A 19,381-nucleotide genomic window follows, 5' to 3' on the forward strand; every position below is an offset into this window, starting at 1 on the left:
GATTATTCTCCTCAGCCCTCGACCGTGATGCCCATGGAACGGGCGGTGCCGGCGATGATCGAGATAGCGGCCTCGACGTCGTTCGCGTTCAGGTCGGCCTGCTTGGTCTCTGCGATCTGACGGACCTGGTCCTTGGTGATCTTCGCAACCTTGACGGTGTGCGGGGTCGAAGAACCCTTCGCGACGCCTGCGGCCTTCTTGATGAGCTCCGCGGCGGGCGGGGTCTTCAGGATGAACGTGAAGCTGCGGTCCTCGTAGACGGTGATCTCGACGGGGATGACGTTGCCGCGCTGCGACTCGGTCGCGGCGTTGTACGCCTTGCAGAACTCCATGATGTTGACGCCATGCTGACCGAGCGCGGGGCCGATCGGCGGCGCCGGGTTGGCTGCACCGGCGTTGATCTGAAGCTTGATCAGGCCGGTCACCTTCTTCTTCGGTGCCATTCTCTTTCCTTTCATCGAATCGGATACCGGAGCATCCGCTTCTCCCACAGATCCGGCGTTTCCGAACCGTGGTCGTCTCTGCGCACGCCGAAGCGGCACACAAACCACACAATCCTACCTCATCCCCCGCCCCCTCCCGTTCCGTTCCCGCCCCCGCCCCCGCCCCCGGATCGCCCCCGGATCGCCGGATGCGGGATCGAAAACGTTTCTCGCGGAGGGTTCCCGGGCGCGTTTTTGATCCCGCATCCGGGGGACGGGGGGACGCGAGAACGGCCGCCCCGAAAGGGACGGCCGTTCTCGTGAAGGATGTGTGCGTCAGACCATCTTGGTGACCTGGTCGAACGACAGCTCGACCGGGGTCTCGCGCTCGAAGAGCGAGACGAGGACCGTGAGCTTGCCGCTCTCGGGCTTGATCTCGCTGATCGAACCGGGAAGCCCCGCGAACGAGCCTTCCTTGATCGTGATGGTCTCGCCGACCTCGAAGTCGACCTCGGCGGGGAGCGGACGAGCGACGGCGACGCCGCCCTTCGACGCGATGTTCTTGGCCGTGGGGACGTCCTTGACCTCGACGAGCGACTTCAGCATGTTGAAGGCCTCTTCGAAGCGCAGCGGCGTCGGGTTGTGAGCGTTGCCCACGAAGCCGGTGACACCCGGGGTGTGACGCACGACCGACCAGGTGTCTTCCGTGAGCTCCATGCGCACCAGCACGTAGCCGGGGATGCGCACGCGGGTGACCATCTTGCGCTGGCCGTTCTTGATCTCGACCACGTCTTCCATCGGGACCTCGACCTGGTAGATCTCGTCCTCGACCTCGAGCGTCGACTTGCGCTGCTCGATGTTGGCCTTCACCTTGCGCTCGAAACCGGCGTAGGAGTGGATGACGTACCACTTGCCGGGGAGCATACGCAGGTCCATACGGAAGGCCTCGTACGGGTCTTCTTCCGCACCCTCGTCCGCCGCGGAGTCCTCGTCGCTCTGGACTTCATCGGCACCGACCTCGGGACCGTCGTAGGGGGTGACCTCTTCGGCCGCAGCCGCGTCGTGGTCGGCGGCCTCTTCGGCCACAGATTCGTTGAGGACCTCAGCGGCAGCCTCAGACTCTGCCGCTTCGTCCAGGTTGAGAGCGTCGTTCACGATCGCGTCCGCCTCCGGGTCGTCGATGTCGATGTCGATGTCTTCCGTGCCGTCTTCTTCGCCGTCTTCGCCTTCGACGTGGACCGCGACGTGCTCGGCCGAGGTGACCGAGAGCTCCTCCGCGGCGAGGACGTTGCCCTCCTGGGCCTCGTCCTCCTCGCTGGACTGCTCTGCGGCGGTCGCCCAGTCGGCGTCGTCGGAATATCGTTCAGACACGTTGCTTCTTCTCCATAGCTGCGGCGTGAGCCGCGGGGGTCATCAGCCAGGGATTCCGAACACCCAGTGCGTCACGAATGCGAACAGCGTGTCCAAGCCGTAGACGATGCCCATGACGATGATCACGAAGACGAGCACGACACCGGTGAACTTGAACAGCTCCTTGCGAGTCGGGGTGACGACCTTGCGGAGCTCGGCGATGACCTGGCGGATGAACAGGGCGATGCTCCCGAAGAACCGGGAGAAGGGGTTGCCCTTCTTCTCGCGGGTGGCGCCGGCCGCGACGACCTCGCCGCGCGGTTCGTCCTGATCCATCCTGAATGTACCTTTCGTGTGTCAGCGTTGCGCTGACGCGCAGGGCGGACAGGAATCGAACCTGCAACCTGCGGTTTTGGAGACCGCTGCTCTGCCAATTGAGCTACCGCCCTAGAGACCGGGAGGTCTCGGGGTGTTTTCCCCATTCTGCCGCCGTGACCGTGGTCGGGAAACCCCAGGCATGGCGAAAGAATGCAGACAACAACTGCCCCACAAGCATACGGCATCGATCCGGTCGCGCCGAACCGGGATCGCGATGGCGTGTTCTTGTTAGGCTCGGCGAGCGTGTGCAGGAGGAGGGAGCGCCGGTGAGCGCTGAAGTGCAGCAGTTCCAGGTGGATCTGCGCGGAGTCGTCGATCTGCTCAGTCGACACATCTACTCCAGCCCCCGGGTGTACCTGCGGGAGCTTCTGCAGAACGCCCGCGACGCGATCACGGCGCGTCGCGAGGTCGACGGCGGGGGCGGACGCATCCGGATCACTCCGCTGACCGCCGAGAGCGGCGAGTTCGTGCTGCGCGACGACGGCGTGGGGCTCACCGTGACCGAGGTCGCCGATCTGCTCGCGACCGTCGGCCGAAGCTCCAAGCGCGACATCTTCGACCTGCCGCGCAGCGACTACCTCGGACAGTTCGGCATCGGACTGCTGAGCTGCTTCATGGTCGCCGACACGATCGTCATCCGCTCCCGCAGCGCCCGCGGCGGGGCCTCCGTGGAGTGGACGGGAAGCGCGGACGGCACGTTCCAGGTGGCCGAGATCGACGAGGAGCTGCCGATCGGCACCAGCGTGCATCTCGTCCCGCGCTTCGACGCCGGAGACCTGCTGCGCCCGGCCAGCGTGCACGAGCTGGCGACGACGTTCGGGGAGTTCTTGCCGGTGCGGGTCACGATCGACACCGCCTCCGGCGACATCGACATCACCCGCGACGCGCCCTTCCTCGACGCCGCGCAGGACCCGGAGGCCGCCGTGAGCTACGGACGCGACCTCCTCGGGACCGGCCCTCTCGATGTCATCGAGCTGAGCGAGCCGGCCACCGGCACCCGCGGCCTCGCCTACGTGCTGCCCTACGCCCCGCCTCCCGGTGCACGTCAGGCGACGCGCATGTATCTGGGACGGATGCTGCTCTCCGAGCGCGTCAACGATGTGCTGCCCGAGTGGGCCTTCTTCGTCCGCGCCGTGGTGGATTCCACCGGGCTCGCACCCACCGCGAGCCGGGAGTCGCTCGTCGAGGACGAGGCCCTGGAGCGCGTGCGCGAGCAGCTCGGCGCCGGCATCCGCCGCTGGGTGCTCGAGCTCGGGCTGAGCGAGCCGCACCGCCTGGCGCAGTTCGTCGCCGTGCACGAGGTCGGACTGAAGTCGCTCGTCCGCCACGACGAGGAGTTGGCCCGTTTCATCTCCCGCTGGCTGACCGTCGAGACGACGCACGGCACCCTCCGGATCGGCGACCTCGTCGAGCGTCACCCGCACATCCGGTACGCGAACACCGTGGACGAGTTCCGCCAGGTGGCCGGCATCTCCCCCGGCGGCGAGGTACTGGTCAACGGAGGGTATCTCTACGACGCCGACCTGATCCGGATGCTTCCCGACCTGTACCCGCACGTCACGGTCGAGCAGGTCGATGTGACCGCCGAGCTGGACCGCCTCGATCCTCCGCCGCTCGACGACCGCGATGCCGCCGTCGCCCTGGAGGCCCGCGCCGAGGCCGTGCTCACGGCATCCGGATGCTCCGTGGTGGTGCGCTCCATCGACCGCCCCGACCTCGCAGGGCTCTACGTCGCCGACCCCGAGGTGCTGCGCGCGATCGACCGCGGCCGCACCAAGGGCGTCACCGGGGCGCTCTGGGGCGGGGTGCTGGACCGCATCGACCGGACGCTGTCGTCCGGACGCCAGGAAGATCTCCGTGCCCGTCTGTGCCTGAACTGGTCGAACCGTGTCGTCCGCGCGCTGGTGCGCGTGCACGACGACGCCGTGTTCGCCCGCACGGTGCAGCTCCTCTACATCCAGGCACTGCTCGCCGGGCACCATCCGCTCGCCGACGCCGACCGCGCGCTCATGACGAGCGCGCTCGCCGATCTCGTCTCGCTCTCGGCCGGCCTCGAAGGGGATCAGATCCCCTTCGACGACGTCCGCTGACTCTCCATCGAAGGGTTCCGTCCATGGCACGTCCGAAGAAGCGCTTCCAGCAGCTGCTCGAGGAGATCGATCGCACGCCCTGGGGCCCCGCCGAGCAGGCCCTCGTCGCGGAAGCCGTGGCGTTGGCGATCGAGGTCGGCGACGAGCGCCTCGAGTACGAGGCGCGGATGCGGCAGACGGCTTCGGCCAACATGGGCGGCGCGACCGACGTGATGCTGAACTCGTTCGCGTGGTGCCTCGCGCACCATGACGCGGATCCGCAGCGGTTCCCCGCCGACCTCGACAACGGCGGCGCCGACCTGATGTGGCAGTTCAAGTGGATGGCCTCCTCGTTGCGGTCCTCGCCCGCGTTCTCGCAGGAGCAGATCGCCGCCGTGCTGGACGACATGGAGGCGCACTACCGCGCCGCCGGACTCGGCCTGAGCGGCGTGCTCACCGCACGCTTCGAGGATGCGTGGGACGCCGGTCGCATGGACGATGCCGAGGCGCTGCGCGTGCAGCTCGAGGCCACTCCCCGCGACGACCACAGTCACTGCGACGCCTGCGGTCGCAGTCAGGTCGCCGGCTTCTATGCGGACACCGACCGCGACGACGAGGCGATCCGGCTGGTCGAGGAGATGATCGAGGGCGGCTTCTCCTGCGGCGAGGAGCCGGAGCATGCGCTCTCCCGGGCCCTGCTCCCCTACCTCCGCGCCGGCCGCCCGGCGGAGGCGAAGACCGCCCACCTGCGCAGCTACCGCCTGGCGAAGGACAACCCGGACAACCTCCGCATCGTGGCCAACAACATCGTCTTCGCCGCGATCACGGGCAACGAGGCGCGGGCACTCGCCATGGTGGAGAAGCACATCGCCTGGCTGGCGCACGACGGACTGAACGTCGACGCGCATTTCGCCGCCCTCGCCGCCCTCGCCGTGGCCCTGGACCGGGTCACCGCCGCGGGGCACGGCGACACCCCCGTGCGCGGTGCGGACGCTCCCTCCCTCGTCCCATTGTTCGGCGCGCACGACGGTCCCTGGAGCGCGACCGACCTCGCCGCGGCGGCCTGGTCCGCCGCAGAGCGGATCGGCGCCGCGTTCGACGAGCGGGACGGGACCCGGGGACACGCCCGCAGTCTGGACCGGATGCGCGCCCTCGCCACGGAGCAGTACGACGTGCCGATCCGCTCGGATGCGTTCGTCGCCCCGACCCCGTCCGCCGCCCCGGTGGATGCGGACGGCTGGTTCGAGCGCGCGATGCAGCTCGCCCAGTTCGGGGCCGAGCACGAGACCCTCGACGCTCTTCCGCGGGCGCTCGCGGTGGAGGACCCCGACAAGCGCGCCCAGCTGCTGTCGATGCGTCTGGGCATCCTGATCGCCCTCGACCGCGCCGAGGAGGCCCTGCAGCTGCTGCCCGAGCGCATCGCCGCGCTCCGGGCCGCCGGTCGCGACGAGCAAGCCGCACTGGAGGAACGCCTGGAGCTCGCGACCTTCGGGCTGAACACCCCTGAGACGACCGCCGCGCTGGAAGAGGCGATCTCCGACGCGGCTTCGGCTTCGCTTCCCGCCTGGTCGCGCGGTGACCTCGCGATCAGCCGCGCCGCACTGCACCTGCAGGCCGGTGAGGCGGATGCGGCACTGGATCTCGCAGAGGTCGCCGCCCGCTCGTTCGCCGAGGCCGAGGACGTTCGCCTCTCGAACACCACGACCCTGCTGGCGATCTCGGCGGTGCTCAGCAAGGGCGACCTGGAACCGGCGATCACGTTGCTCGACCGCTTCCTCGCCCAGGACGACCTCAGCACCGGGCACCGGGCACAGGCCCTGCAGATCAGGGCGCGGGTGCGCGGCGGCACCGACAGCTACGTCGAAGGCGCCACGGATGCGGACGAGGTCTGCCGGCTGCTCGCCGAGCTGGGAGCGACCCGCGCGCTGGGCGATGCGCACCTGCTCGCCGGGGCCCTCTGGGAGGACGCGGAAGAGCCCGAGAAGGCCGTTTCGCGCTACCGTCTCGCGTCGCGGATCGCCGGAGAGGCCGGGGGCGACTCCACCGGGGTGGACTTCCGTCTCGCGCGCGCCATGCTGCGGGTCGGGGATGCGGAGGAAGCGGCGGAGCTGTTCGGCGACGTGCTGCAGCGGGAGGAGATCGCGGAGGTGGCCGCCGGCTCCCGCGCGATGACCGCATCGATGCTGGCCCGCGCCCTGGGCGCGGCCGGTGAGTTCGGCCAGGCCGTCGGGGCGCACGGCTACGCCTCCGAACTGTTCGGCCAGGCCGAAGAGCACGCCGATCAGGCGATGTCGATGACCGAGCAGGCCAAGATCCTCGCACGCTTCGACGAACAGGAGGACGCGATCGGGCTGCTGGAGGCGGCCGCCGAGATCGTGCGCCGCGCACCCGACGCCGTCGGAGCGCTGACCGAGGTGCTGCACAGTCTCGGGCAGGCGTACGGCGGTCGTGGTGACGAGCGGGCGTTCGCGCTCTTCGACGAGGTCGCCGCGCTCGCGCAGCAGCACGAGGCGGCGTGGCTCCTCGCCGATGTCACGGATTCGCGCGGTCGCGCTCTCGCCGAGCTCGGCCGGATCGACGAGGCGGTCGCGGCCGCGCTCACCGCCGCCGACGGGTTCGCCGCGCTCGGAGACCTGGGCTCTGCAGGGAGCTCTGAGCTGTTCGCCGGACGCGTGCTCGCCGGAAACGACAGGTCAGCCGATGCGGTACCCGTCTACCGCAGTGCGATCGAGCACGCCGCCGGCCACCCTCCCCTGCTGCAGGTGGCCGCACTCGAACTCGGCAACGTCTTCGAGTCGCTCGGTCGGCACGGTGAAGCCGCCGAGATCCGTTCGCACCTGGAGAGCTGAGCGCCCGCTCAGAAGAACTGGCGCCAGTTCGCCCTGGCGAGATCGAGGAGCTCGTCCCCGCGCCCGGACATCACCGTGCGGATCGCGTACAGCGCGAAGCCCTTGACCTGGGCGGCCTCGATCGCGGGCGGCATCGACAGCTCCTGCCGTTCCGTCACCACGTCCAGCAGGGCGGGGCCGTCGTGGGCGAGCACCTCGCGCACGGCCTCCGGCAGATCCTCGCTGCGCTCCACACGACGGGCGAAGATCCCCATCGCCTCGGCGATCGCGGCGAAGCTGGGGTTCTCCAATCCGGTCCCGTACGTCACGAAGCCCGCGGCCTTCATCTCGAGCTCGACGAAGTTCAGCGACGAGTTGTTGACCACGATGGTCTTCACGGGCAGTTCGTTCTGCGTCAGGGTCAGCAGCTCACCGAGCATCATCGAGAGACCACCGTCACCCGCGAGGGCCACGACCTGTCGGTCGGGGTGGGCCACCTGCGCCCCGATCCCGTGCATCAGCGCATTGGCCATCGAGCCGTGCGTGAACGAACCGATCAGCCGGCGGTCCTGGGTCATCGACAGGTAGCGGGCCGCCCACACGGTCGGTGACCCCACGTCGGCGGTGAAGATCGCGTCGTCGGTCGCGTACTCGTCCAGGAGCCGAGCCAGATACTGCGGATGGATGGGGCGGTCGCCCTTCGCGGGCACCGCCAGCTCGTCGAGCTTCTTGCGCGTCTTGCGATAGTGGGCGGTGGCGTCATCGAGGTGGCTCCGGTCGTCCTTGCGTGCCAGACGCGGCAGCAGGGCATCGGCGGTCGCGCGCACGTCACCGACCAGCCCCAGATCGAGGGGATGCCGCTTCCCGAGCTGTGCACCCCGGATGTCGACCTGGATCGTCTTCGCACCGTCCGGATAGAACTGCTCGTAGGGGAAGTCGCTGCCCAGCACGAGCAGGGCGTCGGCGGCCTCCATCGCGCGGAATCCGGAGGCGAAGCCCAGAAGCCCCGTCATCCCGACGTCGAAGGGGTTGTCGTACTCGATGAACTCCTTGCCGCGGAGGGCGTGCACGATCGGCGCGCCGAGCGTGTCGGCGAGGGCGATGACCTCGTCGTGGGCGCCCTCCACACCGGCACCCGCGAGGATCGTGACGCTGTTCGCCGCGTTCAGCAGCGTCGCCGCCTTCTCGAGCTCCGCAGCGCTCGGCACGATCACGGGATGGCTGCGCTCGATCACGACGGCGCGATCGTCGGCGATGTCGGCGAGGGCGACGTCCCCCGGGATCACGAGCACCGCGACGCCGCGCTCCTCGATCGCGGCGCGCATGGCGATCTCCAGCAGGCGCGGCATCTGTGCGGGGTCGGCGACGTACTCGACGTACACGCTGCACTCGCGGAAGAGCTCCTGCGGATGCGTCTCCTGGAAGTACCCCGTGCCGATCTCGGTGGTGGGGATCTGCGCGGCGATGGCGAGCACCGGCACACGCGAGCGGTTCGCATCGTACAGTCCGTTGATGAGGTGCAGGTTGCCCGGCCCGCAGGATCCTGCGACGACCGCGAGCTCTCCCGTCGTGGCGGCATCCGCAGCGGCGGCGAACGCGGCGGACTCCTCGTGGCGCACGTGCACCCATCGGATCGTGCCGTCCTTGCGCAGGGCGTCCGTGAAGCCGTTCAGCGAATCCCCGGGGATGCCGTAGACCCGGTCGATCCCATTGGCGTGCAGAGTCTTGACGATGTTCTCAGCGACGTTGGCCATGCTTCGACCCTACGCCCGGGCACCCACACGAAGGAGATCTCATGCTCTGAAGGAGCGAATGCTGTCTTCGCTCCTTCATCCTGTGAGATCTCCTTCATCCTGTGAGATCTCCTTCATCCTGTGAGATCTCCTTCATCCTGTGAGATCTCCTCCAGGACGGGAGATCTCCTCCAGAACGTGAGGTCTCCTTCGGGACACGCGCCGCGCGGTGCCGGTGCGGTCAGTACTCCTGGGGACCGTCGCGCTCCGGCTCGGCACTGCGGCGGAACGCCCGCCCCGAGACCGAGGTCGGGGCGATGCGTACGAAGACGCGCTTGAGGGTGGGGATCCAGGGCCGAAGCCCCGCGGCCTCCGCCCGCTGCACGTCGGCATCCGACTCCAGTGCGGTGGCGTACCCGCGGATGATCACGCTCCAGGCATCCGTGTCGGTGTGGTCGTCGACCTCGAACAGCACGTCGGTGTTGACGGTCAGCTCGAACAGCTTGCTGCCCGGCGCGGTGCGGAACAGGATGCCTTCGCCGTCGACCACGTAGTTCACCGGGAAGATGTCGATCGTGTCGCCCACATGGGTGACGAGTCGTCCCAGTTCCTGCGTGCCGAGCAGCTCCCAGCTCCGGTCCGAGGCCAGGGTCTCGATGGGGTCGGTGTGCGCGCTCATGCCGCCATTGTCTCCCACTCGATGTCTCCACCGACAGGCCATTCGTCACGTGTTCCGAGGCGGGCACGCGAACGGCCCCTCGCGGTCTGCGAGGGGCCGTTCATCGTGGCGCTCAGCCGATGCGGATGAGCTTCTTGTTGACGAACTCGTCGGCGGCCAGGTGGCCCAGCTCGCGGGCCGTGCCGCTGCGCTTGACACCGCCGAAGGGCAGCTCGGGGCTGTCGGCCAGCACGAGGTTGACGTAGACCATGCCCGCCTCGATCTTGTCGGCGACGCGCTCGGCCTGCTCGGCATCCGTGGTGAAGACGTACGAGCCGAGACCGAACGTGGTGTCGTTCGCGAGCTCGACCGCAGCGTCCTCATCCGCCACACGGTAGACGACGGCAGCGGGCCCGAAGAGCTCCTCGCGGTACACGTTCATCTCGGGCGTCACGTCGGCCAGCACGGTCGGAGCGAAGAACGTGCCCTCGCGCGTTCCGCCGGTGAGCAGGGTCGCCCCCTGCTCGACGGCCTGGTCGATCTGCTTCTGCAGGGTGACCGCGGCCGTCTCGGAGGACACCGGACCGAGGACCGTGTCGTCGAGCATGGGGTCGGTCGCCTCGACCGCCGCCATCGCCGCCGTGAACTTCTCGACGAAGGCGTCGTACAGCCCGTCCACCACGATGAACCGCTTCGCGCCGTTGCAGGCCTGTCCGTTGTTGTCCAGACGAGCATCGACGCCGGCCTGCACGGTGGCGTCGAGGTCGTCGGTGGAGAGCACGATGAACGGGTCGGAGCCACCCAGCTCCAGCGCGACCTTCTTGAGGTTGCGGCCGGCGATCTCGGCGACCGCGGCGCCGGCGCGCTCGGAGCCGGTGAGCGAGACACCCTGCACGCGCGGGTCGGCGATCATCGTCCCGATCTGCTCGTTCGTCGCGAGCACGTTCTGGTAGGCGCCCTTCGGGAAGCCGGCATCGTGGTAGATCTTCTCGATCGCGGTCGAGGACTCCGGGCACTGCGGCGCCGGCTTCAGCAGGATCGTGTTGCCGACGATCAGGTTCGGGGCGGCGAAGCGGACGATCTGGTACGCCGGGAAGTTCCACGGCATGATGCCGATGAGCGGCCCGAGCGAGGAGCGGCGGATGACGGCCGAGCCCTCCCCCAGGATCGCGATCGGCTGGTCCGCCATGATCGACTCCGCCTGGTCGGCGTAGTAGTCGGCGATGTCCGCGGCGAAGTCGACCTCGCCGAGCGCGGCCTCACGCGGCTTCCCCATCTCGCGCACGAAGATGTCGGCGAGCTCCTCCCGTCGCTCGCGGTGCAGCTCGGCAGCGCGGTGCAGGAGCGCGGCGCGCTCGGCGACGGTCGACGAGCGCGACCACTCGCGGTGGGCTTCGTCGGCGGCGGCGACGGCCTCCTCGATCTGGGCGTCGGTGAAGGTGTCGAAGGACGCCAGCGTCTCTCCGGTGGCGGGGTTGATGACGGCGTAGTCGGTCATGACATGTCCTCTCGTGTGGTGGGGCGGGGCCCGACGGTGCGGGCCCCGCGCATCGGAATCAGGAGACCGGGATCAGCGTGTACTTGGTGGACAGGTACTCGTGGATGCCCTCGAACCCGCCCTCGCGGCCGACGCCGGACTGCTTGACGCCGCCGAAGGGGGCCGCTGCGTTGGAGACCACGCCCACGTTGAGACCCATCATGCCGGTCTCGAGCTTGTCGATCATCCGCTGTCCGCGCTGCAGGTTCTCGGTGAAGACGTACGAGACGAGCCCGTACTCCGTGTCGTTCGCGAGGTGCACGGCTTCATCCTCGGTCTCGAAGGTCGCGATGGCGAGCACCGGTCCGAAGATCTCCTCGCGGAGGATCGCGCTCCCGGCGACGACATCGGTGAGCACGGTGGGTTCGTAGAACGTGCCCGTTCCCTCGACGGCCTTGCCACCCGCGAGGAGGGTCGCACCGCGTCCGACCGCGTCGTCGACGAGCTCGCCGGCCTTGGCGACGGCATCCGCGTCGATGAGCGGACCGATCGCGACGCCGTCCTCCGTGCCCCGACCGATCTTCATGCTGTTGACACGCTCGGTCACGCGCTTCGCGAACTCGCCCGCGACGTCCTTGTGCACGATGAAACGGTTGGCCGCGGTGCAGGCCTGTCCGATGTTGCGGAACTTCGCGGCGAGCGCGCCGTCCACGGCCTTGTCGAGGTCGGCGTCGTCGAACACCACGAACGGCGCGTTGCCTCCGAGCTCCATCGACACGCGCAGCACGCCCTCCGCCGCCTGGGCGATCAGCTTGCGGCCGACTTCGGTCGAACCGGTGAACGACAGCTTGCGCAGACGCGGGTCGGCGATGATGGGTGCCGAGAGCGCGCTGGACTTCGACGTCTGCACGACGTTGACCACGCCCGCGGGCAGTCCGGCCTTCTCCAGCAGCGAGACGAAGAAGATCGTGGTGAGCGGCGTGAGTGCCGGGGGCTTGATCACGACGGTGCAGCCGGCGGCGAGCGCGGGGGCGATCTTGCGCGTCGCCATGGCGAAGGGGAAGTTCCACGGCGTCACGAAGAAGGACGGTCCGACCGGGCGCTGCGACACGACCATGTGGCCGGTGCCCTCCGGGTTGATGCCGTATCGGCCGCTGATGCGCACGGCTTCCTCGCTGAACCACCGCAGGAACTCGCCGCCGTAGCCGACCTCACCCCGGGCCTCGGCGAGGGGCTTGCCCATCTCGAGGGTCATGAGCAGGGCGAGATCCTCCTTGTGCTCCTGCACGAGGTCGAACGCCCGACGAAGGATCTCGCTGCGCACGCGAGGAGCCGTCGCAGCCCAGTCGTCCTGCGCGGCGACCGCGGCGTCGAGCGCACGGATGCCGTCTGCGGGCGTCGCGTCGGCGATGGTGCGGATCACGGCACCGGTCGCGGGATCCTGCACGTCGAAGGTGCCGCCGGTCTCGCCGTCGATCCACTGACCGCCGATGAAGAGACCGGTGGGGATGCTGTCGAGGAGGGCCTGTTCGGTCTGGGTGCTCATGATTCTCTTTCTGTGAGGAGGGCTAGGAGCGCGGGCGTCGGCTGGGCGGTGCGTCGATGCTCAGCGTCTGTCCGCGGAAGAACGCGGGCCGTCGGACCGCGTTCCAGATCATGACGGCGAGGCCGACGACGATGATCAGCATCCCGAGGATGAAGACGATGCCGACGCCGCCGATCTGCGAACCGGACCCGTAGGCGGGGTCCATCGAGTCGATCAGCGTGGTGAAGAACAGCACCGCGAGGATCGCTCCGCCGACGAGCGGGAACAGGAACGTGAAGAAGAAGTTCCGCGTCGAGTCGAACCACTGCTTGCGGAAGTACCAGACGCACGCGAAGGCGGTGATCCCGTAGTAGAAGCAGATCATCATGCCGAGCGTGAGGATGGTGTCCCACAGCGTGTCCTCGCTGACCACGCGCATGACGGCGTAGAAGGCCGATGCCACGATCGCCGAGACGATCGTCGCGTACCCGGGCGTGAAGAAGCGCGGGCTGACCTTCGCGAACGACTTGGGCAGCGCGCCGTAGTGCCCCATCGCGAGCAGCGTGCGCGCCGGTCCCACGAACGTCGACTGCAGCGACGAGGCCGAACTGGTGAGCACGGCGAGCGAGACGAGGAACGCGAGCGGACCGAGGATCGGGCCGGAGAGGTGGAAGAAGACGTTCTCCTGGATGTCCTCGTTGCCGAGTCCCAGTGCACCGGTTCCGACGCCGGCGAACATGATCATCGCGACGGCGAGCAGCAGGTACAGCGAGACGATCGTGAGCACCGTGAGGGTGGCCGCACGCCCCGGGGTCTTCTCGGGATCCTTGGTCTCCTCGTTCATGGTGAGCGTGACGTCCCAGCCCCAGAAGATGAAGATCGAGAGCGAGAGGCCGGCCGCGATCGCGCTGAACGACGAGATCGCGAAGGGGTTGAACCAGTTCAGATCGAACGGCTGGTAGTCGAAGCCGTTGCCGCCGACGGCCTGGACGATCGCCGAGATCGCGAAGAAGACGAGGACGAGGATCTGGAAGCTCACCAGCCAGTACTGCAGCTTCTGCGTCGTCTGCATGTCGCGGTACGAGACCCAGGTCGCGCCAAGCATGAACAGCAGGCACACGCTGATGTTGATCCAGGTGACGCTCGCCAGCCCGGCGATGTCCGGATTGCCGGTGATCTGCGAGATCAGGAGGAACAGGAAGTCGACCGCGATGCCGGCGAGGTTCGACAGCACCAGGATCGTGGCGACCACCAGGCCCCAGCCCGCCATCCAGCCGACCCACGGCCCGAAGGCGCGGGCAGCCCACGTGAACGAGGTGCCGGAGTCGGGCATCCGGTTGTTCAGCTCGCGATAGCCGAAGGCGACCAGGAGCATCGGGATGAACCCGACGAGGATGATGGCGGGGATCTGCGACCCCACCGTGGACGCGACCGGGCCGACGGCCGCGGTGAACGTGTATGCGGGCGCGATGCACGAGATGCCGATCACGACCGCGCCGATGAGGCCGACCGTTCCGGCGCTCAGGCCCTTCGTGGAGATACCGGTGGTGACACCGGATTCGGGCTCCGTCGCCCGGTTGGTGCTGCTCATCAGCGTTCTCCTGCCTCGTTGCGGGTGCGCGGGACGACGATCATGGGGACGGGGAGCTCGTGCAGCATCTTCGCTGCCGTGGACCCCAGGAAGAGACGACGGGGCTGGGCCAGGCGGCTGGAGCCGACGAGGACGACCTCCCCGGGAAGCCAGTGGAGCTGCGCGACGGCATCCTCGACGGAGTCGCCTGGCGCCTTCTCGACCGCGGCGGTGCGACCGTCCGGCAGCAGCTCCGTCGCCACCGCCAGCACCTCCTGCGCGTGCGTGTCGCCGACCGTGCGGATCGCGCCGGTGTCGAGCCCCGGAGGCACGTCGAACGGCACGAGGGACACGAGTCGGAGATCGACACCGCTGTCGCCGGCGATGGCCACGGCCTCGTCGAGAAGGGCGTCGGCGCCCGGTCGCGAGCCGACCGCGACGGTGACGCGCGGGATCACGTGGTCGTCCTGCTGCGCCGTCCCCACGGGGGCGAGGGCCACCGGGATCGTCGACGAGTGCAGGAGCTCGGAGGCGACGCTGCCGAGACGGTGGCGTCCGAAGATGCCACCACCCGCTGCGCCGATCACGATGACCCTGGCGCCGAACTCCTCACCGGCGGCGATCAGCCCTTCGGCGAACGACTCGGAGAAGCGCACGTGACCGCTGCGGGTCAGCTCCTGCGGGAGGCTGACCACGGCCTCGCCGAGCCACTTCCTGGCCTGCGCCCTGATGTGCTCCTCGTAGGCCCGCTCCGGCGGCACCGCGGCGTTGCGCGTGCCCTCGTTGGGAAGCACGATCACCAGGTGCAGCGTCGCGCCGAGGCTGCGGGCGAGCCGCGCACCGAGGGCGGCAGCATCCGCTCCCGCATCCGTCGCCGTGTACCCCACGACGACCGAGCCGCTCATCAGCCGACGCTCTCTGCGGAGCCGTTCTCACGGCTTGCTTCGACGATGTTCGAGGCCACCAGGTGCCCCATCCGGATCGCGCCGTCCACGTGCTGGTACCCAGCACCGGCGATGTCGCTGCAGGCGAAGTGGATCGGGCCGACGGGGGTGCGGAGGTCCGCGCCGTACCGGTGCAGGCCGCCCATGTCGAAGCTCGCGGCATAGGCGCCGCGCGTCCATTCCTCGCTGCCCCAGTCGCTCTCGTAGTAGACGACCGGGTTCTTGGCCTCGGGACCGTAGTAGTGCGACAGCGACTCGAGGATGCGCTCCTTGCGCTCCTCGGCCGAGAGCTCGAAGACCCCGTCGGCGTTGGCGTCGGACACGAAGCCGACCAGGGTGCCGCGCTCATCGCCGTGGTTCGTGTTGTCATAGGCCTCGTGCGAGAGCTCGTACGGGCTGAACGCGGTGCCACTGAGGCCCTGCTCGCGCCAGAACGGACGGTCGTAGACCGCGTGCACCTTGATGACGAAGCCCATCGAGAGGTGCTGGTGCAGCTGGTGCTGGCGGCGCGGCAGCGGCGGCACGAACGAGATGCGGCTGTACAGCACCGGCGCGTGGGCGAGGATCGCGTGGCGGGCACGGACCGTGAGGTCGTCCGTGGTGGCGACGACGCCGGCATCCGACCACTCGAGGCTGCGCACGGGCTGGTTGAGGAGCACATCGTCGCCCAGACGCTCGGCGAGACGCAGCGGCACCTGCTGGAGCCCGCCGACGACCCGCTTGTCGAGGATGAAGTCGGCATCCACGAGGTTCGAGTAGGAACCGGCGGACGAGGCCATCAGCAGCGACTGTAGCAGCGAGAACGCGTGCGTCGGCTTGGTGAGCATCGCGGATCCCGTGGCGAAGGCCAGGTTCCGCACGGCCTCGTCATCGTCGGTCTGCTGACGCAGCCACGCATCCCAGGTGATGGAGTCCCAGTCGGCGGCGCTCGGGTGCGCCCAGGGACGATCCGGGTCGATCTCGGCGACGAGCGCATCCAGGATGTCGGTGATCCGAGCGATCTCCGCCTCGGTCTCCGGGGCGACGGGGAACATCTCGCCGGTGAAGCGGTGCACCTGCCCATCGGGTCCGATGTAGACGCTGTCCCCTTCGCGGTAGCGGCTGTAGGTCTCGAGCCCCAGCTCCTCGATCGCGTCCTTGAGCGCATCCTGATCGGGCGAGACCCACTGGCCGCCGATCTCGAGCATGGCGCCGTCGATGACGTCGGTCCACAGTCGTCCGCCGACACGGTCGCGGGCTTCCAGCACGGCGACCGACAGGCCGGCCTTCCGGAGGTCGTTCGCCGCCGTGAGCCCTGCGGCTCCGGCACCGATGATCAGTACATCGCGGGTGATCTCAGACATCTGCAACTCCTTCGTTGGGAAGTAGTGCCGGTCGCGACCCGAAATCCCCCGATTGGGGTCGCGACCGGACAGGGGGTCAGGCCACGCGGAGGCGCGGCCTGCACATCATTCCGTGGCCGCGGCGAGGGCGGCGGCCACGACGTCGAGGCCTTCGTTCAGCAGGTCGTCGCCGATCGAGAGCGGAGGAAGGAAGCGGATGACGTTGCCGTAGGTTCCGCAGGTGAGCACGATGACGCCCTGCGCGATGCAGGCCTTGGCGACCGCGGCCGTGAGAGCGGCGTTCGGTGCCTTGGTCTCGGGGTCGACGAACTCGGCTGCGATCATCGCACCGTGGCCGCGGATGTCGCCGATGCGAGGATCGCTCTCCTGGATCGCGGTGAGGCGGTCCGTGAGGATCGTGCCGATCTCCCGGGCACGCTCGATCACCCCGTCGTTCTCGAACACGTCGATCGACGCGAGCGCCGCCGCGCATGCGATCGGGTTCCCGCCGTAGGTGCCGCCCAGACCACCGGAGTGCGAGGCGTCCATGATCTCCGCGCGGCCGGTGACGGCGGCGAGCGGAAGACCGCCGGCGATCCCCTTGGCGGTGGTGATCAGGTCGGGCTCGATGCCGAAGATCTCGCTCGCGAACATGTGCCCCGTGCGGGCGAATCCGGTCTGCACCTCGTCGGCGATGAAGACGACGCCGTTGGCGCGGCACCAGTCGACGATCGCCGGCAGGAAGCCGTCGGCGGGGACGATGAAGCCGCCCTCGCCCTGGATCGGCTCGATGATGACCGCGGCCAGGTTGTCGGCGCCGATCTGCTTCTCGAGCTGGAGGATCACGCGGGCAGCGGCCTCGCCACCCTCGAGCCCGTCACGGAACGGGTACGACATCGGCGCGCGGTAGACCTCGGGGGCGAACGGGCCGAACCCGCTCTTGTAGGGCATCGACTTGGCGGTGAGCGCCATGGTCAGGTTGGTGCGGCCGTGGTAGCCGTGGTCGAAGGCGACGACCGCCTGGCGACCGGTGTGCTTGCGGGCGATCTTGATGGCGTTCTCGACCGCCTCCGCTCCCGAATTGAACAGGGCGCTCTTCTTGGCGAATCCACCGGGGGTGACGCGGTTGAGTGCTTCGGCGACGTCGACGTACGACTCGTAGGGCGAGATCATGAAGCAGGTGTGGGTGAACTGCGCGGCCTGGGCGGCGACGGCCGCGGCGACCTTCGGGTGCGCGTTGCCGACCGTGGTCACGGCGATGCCCGAGCCGAGGTCGATGAGGGAGTTCCCGTCGGCATCGACGACGACTCCGCCGCCGGCCGCGACGGCGGCGATCGGCACGGTGTGGCCGACACCCGCTGCCACGGCATCCGCCTTGCGCGCGAGCACCTCGGCCGAGCGGGGCCCGGGGAGGTCCGTGACCAGACGACGCTCCTGCGGGAGGTCGGGTCCGCCGAGAGGGACTGCGGGGGCTGCGGTGTCGAGGAGTGCCATGATCGCGAGCGTACGGCGGTGCCGAAGACCCCCGCACTCGCCGACGCGTACAATCTGAAAGAAGAATTCGCCACGTTGTACATACGGGAGGACGTGCCGTGCCCACGACCGAGCAGCCGACACTGCGCGCCCTGCTGCGTCGCCGCGATCTCGGACTCGCACTCGTCCCCCGCGAGACCGAGCTGGCGGACGGGGCTCTCGACCGTCCCCTGCGCTGGGTGCACAGCTCGGACCTGGCCGATCCGACACCGTTCCTCTCGGAAGACCTCGCCCTGCTGACCACCGGCACACAGTTCGACGAGGCCGTCGGCATCGACACCTACGTCGGTCGCCTCGCCGATCGGGGTGTCCTCGGACTCGGCTTCGGCACCGAGGTGCACCGCTCGGGCGTTCCGGACGAGCTGGTCGCCGCCTGCGCCACGCACGGCATGCCCCTGTTCACCGTGCCGTACCGCACACCGTTCATCGCGGTCGCCCGCGCCCACTCCGAGGCGATCGCCGCGCAGGCCTATGCCCGCCGATCCTGGGCGCTGGACACACAGCGCGCCCTCGCCCTCGCAGCCCTGCGCCCGAGCGGACTCGATGCGACGATCGCGGAACTCGGACGACGGCTCGAGGTCTGGGCGGGGATGTTCGACGCCGCGGGAACGGTCGTCGCCTCCCACCCCCGGGACCGCCTCGACGCCGAGGTGCGCGACGCCCTGGGCGAGCGGGTGATGGAGATCCTCACCCGCGGGCTCGAAGCCGGGCAGTCGCTGGTCCTCGGCGAGCACACGTTCATGCTGTTCACCGTCGGTCGCGGCGGGCATCTGCGCGGGGTGATCGCCCTCGCCATCGACGCGCTGGACCCGGAAGCACGGTCGGTCGTGACATCGGTGATCGCGATGGCCGGACTCGCGATGGAGCAGAGCGAACAGCTCGCACGGAGCCGCCGACGCCTGCATGCACAGCTCCTCGGCTCGCTCCTCGCCGACGACCCGGGCCTGGCCAGAAGAGTGCTGGGAAGCATGCCGCCCGCTCCGGTGGTCGTGGCCGTCGCCGCCGATGCCACGGCCGGCCCGCTCGCGGACTGGTGGGAGCGGAACCGGGTCGAGCACGGCACCGCCGTCTTCCTGGCCGAATCCGAGGACGGCGTGACGATGTGCCTCTCCGTCGGCGATGAGTCCCTGCTCGATGAGGCGGCCGCGCGCTTCGGCATCCGCATCGGCGTCTCCGAGCCCGAGGGGTACGGCTCCTTCTCCCGGGCGCACGCTCAGGCACTCACCGCACTGCGGCAACAGGGCACCCACGGCGTCGCACGCTATGCCGACACCGTCGGTTCCCGCATCCTCACCGCACTCGCGACGGATGAGGCACGCCTGGTCGCGGAATCACGCCTCGCACCGATCCGCGAACACGATGCCCGCACCGGCGCCGAGCTCGAGCGCTCGCTGCGCACCTGGTTGGAGCACGACGCCAAGGCCGAATCCGCCGCGGTCGCACTCGGGGTGCATCGGCACACGCTGCGCTCCCGCATCGCCCATGCGGGTGCGCTGCTCGACATCGATCTGTCGACCTTCCCCGCGCGCGCGGAGCTCTGGACGATCCTGCAGACCGCTCGCGACTGAGCCC

At 69.0% G+C, this 19,381-nt stretch carries 14 protein-coding genes and 1 tRNA gene; 3 read left to right on the plus strand and 12 right to left on the minus strand.

Annotated features, from left to right (window positions below):
* Nucleotides 1–11: 11 nt before the first annotated feature.
* The 4 genes from rplK to ACLF6J_RS13495 form a co-directional block, all read right to left on the minus strand.
* Complete coding sequence (rplK, locus tag ACLF6J_RS13480) at nucleotides 12–443, minus strand: 50S ribosomal protein L11 (protein WP_033106100.1); 432 nt, start codon at nucleotides 441–443, stop codon at nucleotides 12–14.
* A 315-nt stretch (nucleotides 444–758) separates the two neighbouring features.
* On the minus strand, nucleotides 759–1,793 hold the full coding sequence (gene nusG, locus ACLF6J_RS13485) for a transcription termination/antitermination protein NusG (protein WP_047522345.1): 1,035 nt from the start codon (nucleotides 1,791–1,793) through the stop codon (nucleotides 759–761).
* A gap of 42 nt (nucleotides 1,794–1,835) precedes the next feature.
* Nucleotides 1,836–2,108 carry a preprotein translocase subunit SecE gene (secE, locus tag ACLF6J_RS13490; RefSeq protein ID WP_017201518.1) on the minus strand — a complete coding sequence of 91 codons (273 nt, stop codon included), beginning with the start codon at nucleotides 2,106–2,108 and terminating at the stop codon, nucleotides 1,836–1,838.
* A 40-nt stretch (nucleotides 2,109–2,148) separates the two neighbouring features.
* Nucleotides 2,149–2,221 (minus strand) — tRNA-Trp (locus tag ACLF6J_RS13495).
* A 195-nt stretch (nucleotides 2,222–2,416) separates the two neighbouring features.
* Here ACLF6J_RS13495 and ACLF6J_RS13500 point away from each other — a divergent pair.
* Entirely contained in the window at nucleotides 2,417–4,240 is a 1,824-nt protein-coding gene (locus ACLF6J_RS13500) for an HSP90 family protein (protein WP_166804656.1), read from the plus strand.
* 23 nt (nucleotides 4,241–4,263) lie between these two features.
* Nucleotides 4,264–7,068 (plus strand): hypothetical protein, encoded by a 2,805-nt coding sequence (locus ACLF6J_RS13505; RefSeq protein WP_134352066.1) that lies wholly within the window; start codon nucleotides 4,264–4,266, stop codon nucleotides 7,066–7,068.
* Between the two features lie 8 nt (nucleotides 7,069–7,076).
* Here the strand turns inward: ACLF6J_RS13505 and poxB are convergent, their stop codons facing one another.
* The 8 genes from poxB to gabT all read right to left on the minus strand — a co-directional run bounded on the left by poxB (nucleotide 7,077) and on the right by gabT (nucleotide 17,770).
* Nucleotides 7,077–8,801 carry a ubiquinone-dependent pyruvate dehydrogenase gene (poxB, locus tag ACLF6J_RS13510; protein WP_134352067.1) on the minus strand — a complete coding sequence of 575 codons (1,725 nt, stop codon included), beginning with the start codon at nucleotides 8,799–8,801 and terminating at the stop codon, nucleotides 7,077–7,079.
* Nucleotides 8,802–9,021: 220 nt separating this feature from the next.
* On the minus strand, nucleotides 9,022–9,459 hold the full coding sequence (locus ACLF6J_RS13515; RefSeq protein ID WP_134352068.1) for a pyridoxamine 5'-phosphate oxidase family protein: 438 nt from the start codon (nucleotides 9,457–9,459) through the stop codon (nucleotides 9,022–9,024).
* Nucleotides 9,460–9,571: 112 nt separating this feature from the next.
* Nucleotides 9,572–10,936 carry an NAD-dependent succinate-semialdehyde dehydrogenase gene (locus ACLF6J_RS13520; RefSeq protein WP_134352069.1) on the minus strand — a complete coding sequence of 455 codons (1,365 nt, stop codon included), beginning with the start codon at nucleotides 10,934–10,936 and terminating at the stop codon, nucleotides 9,572–9,574.
* Between the two features lie 58 nt (nucleotides 10,937–10,994).
* Complete coding sequence (locus ACLF6J_RS13525; RefSeq protein WP_047522356.1) at nucleotides 10,995–12,461, minus strand: NAD-dependent succinate-semialdehyde dehydrogenase; 1,467 nt, start codon at nucleotides 12,459–12,461, stop codon at nucleotides 10,995–10,997.
* Between the two features lie 22 nt (nucleotides 12,462–12,483).
* Nucleotides 12,484–14,031 carry an APC family permease gene (locus tag ACLF6J_RS13530; protein ID WP_134352070.1) on the minus strand — a complete coding sequence of 516 codons (1,548 nt, stop codon included), beginning with the start codon at nucleotides 14,029–14,031 and terminating at the stop codon, nucleotides 12,484–12,486.
* Nucleotides 14,031–14,915, minus strand: a complete 885-nt coding sequence (locus ACLF6J_RS13535) for a universal stress protein (RefSeq protein ID WP_134352071.1) — start codon at nucleotides 14,913–14,915, stop codon at nucleotides 14,031–14,033. Before ACLF6J_RS13535 ends, ACLF6J_RS13530 begins: the two co-directional genes overlap by 1 nt.
* Complete coding sequence (locus ACLF6J_RS13540; RefSeq protein WP_047522362.1) at nucleotides 14,915–16,297, minus strand: flavin monoamine oxidase family protein; 1,383 nt, start codon at nucleotides 16,295–16,297, stop codon at nucleotides 14,915–14,917. The genes ACLF6J_RS13535 and ACLF6J_RS13540 overlap by 1 nt, the downstream gene beginning before the upstream one ends.
* 105 nt (nucleotides 16,298–16,402) lie before the next feature.
* Nucleotides 16,403–17,770 carry a 4-aminobutyrate--2-oxoglutarate transaminase gene (gabT, locus tag ACLF6J_RS13545; protein ID WP_052193443.1) on the minus strand — a complete coding sequence of 456 codons (1,368 nt, stop codon included), beginning with the start codon at nucleotides 17,768–17,770 and terminating at the stop codon, nucleotides 16,403–16,405.
* A gap of 98 nt (nucleotides 17,771–17,868) precedes the next feature.
* Between gabT and ACLF6J_RS13550 the strand changes: the two genes are divergently transcribed.
* Entirely contained in the window at nucleotides 17,869–19,377 is a 1,509-nt protein-coding gene (locus ACLF6J_RS13550) for a PucR family transcriptional regulator (protein ID WP_134352072.1), read from the plus strand.
* The last annotated feature ends 4 nt before the right edge of the window (nucleotides 19,378–19,381 follow it).

The organism is Microbacterium sp. IO18, assembly GCF_049099505.1.
In the GTDB taxonomy this organism is placed as follows: Bacteria; Actinomycetota; Actinomycetes; order Actinomycetales; family Microbacteriaceae; genus Microbacterium; species Microbacterium aurugineum.

Coding starts and splice junctions, on each gene's coding strand:
- rplK (WP_033106100.1), bottom strand. CDS start 443: ATGGCACCGAAGAAGAAGGTGACCGGCCTGATCAAGCTTCAGATCAAC.
- secE (WP_017201518.1), bottom strand. CDS start 2,108: ATGGATCAGGACGAACCGCGCGGCGAGGTCGTCGCGGCCGGCGCCACC.
- ACLF6J_RS13505 (WP_134352066.1), top strand. CDS start 4,264: ATGGCACGTCCGAAGAAGCGCTTCCAGCAGCTGCTCGAGGAGATCGAT.
- poxB (WP_134352067.1), bottom strand. CDS start 8,801: ATGGCCAACGTCGCTGAGAACATCGTCAAGACTCTGCACGCCAATGGG.
- ACLF6J_RS13515 (WP_134352068.1), bottom strand. CDS start 9,459: ATGAGCGCGCACACCGACCCCATCGAGACCCTGGCCTCGGACCGGAGC.
- ACLF6J_RS13520 (WP_134352069.1), bottom strand. CDS start 10,936: ATGACCGACTACGCCGTCATCAACCCCGCCACCGGAGAGACGCTGGCG.
- ACLF6J_RS13525 (WP_047522356.1), bottom strand. CDS start 12,461: ATGAGCACCCAGACCGAACAGGCCCTCCTCGACAGCATCCCCACCGGT.
- ACLF6J_RS13530 (WP_134352070.1), bottom strand. CDS start 14,031: ATGAGCAGCACCAACCGGGCGACGGAGCCCGAATCCGGTGTCACCACC.
- ACLF6J_RS13535 (WP_134352071.1), bottom strand. CDS start 14,915: ATGAGCGGCTCGGTCGTCGTGGGGTACACGGCGACGGATGCGGGAGCG.
- ACLF6J_RS13540 (WP_047522362.1), bottom strand. CDS start 16,297: ATGTCTGAGATCACCCGCGATGTACTGATCATCGGTGCCGGAGCCGCA.
- gabT (WP_052193443.1), bottom strand. CDS start 17,770: ATGGCACTCCTCGACACCGCAGCCCCCGCAGTCCCTCTCGGCGGACCC.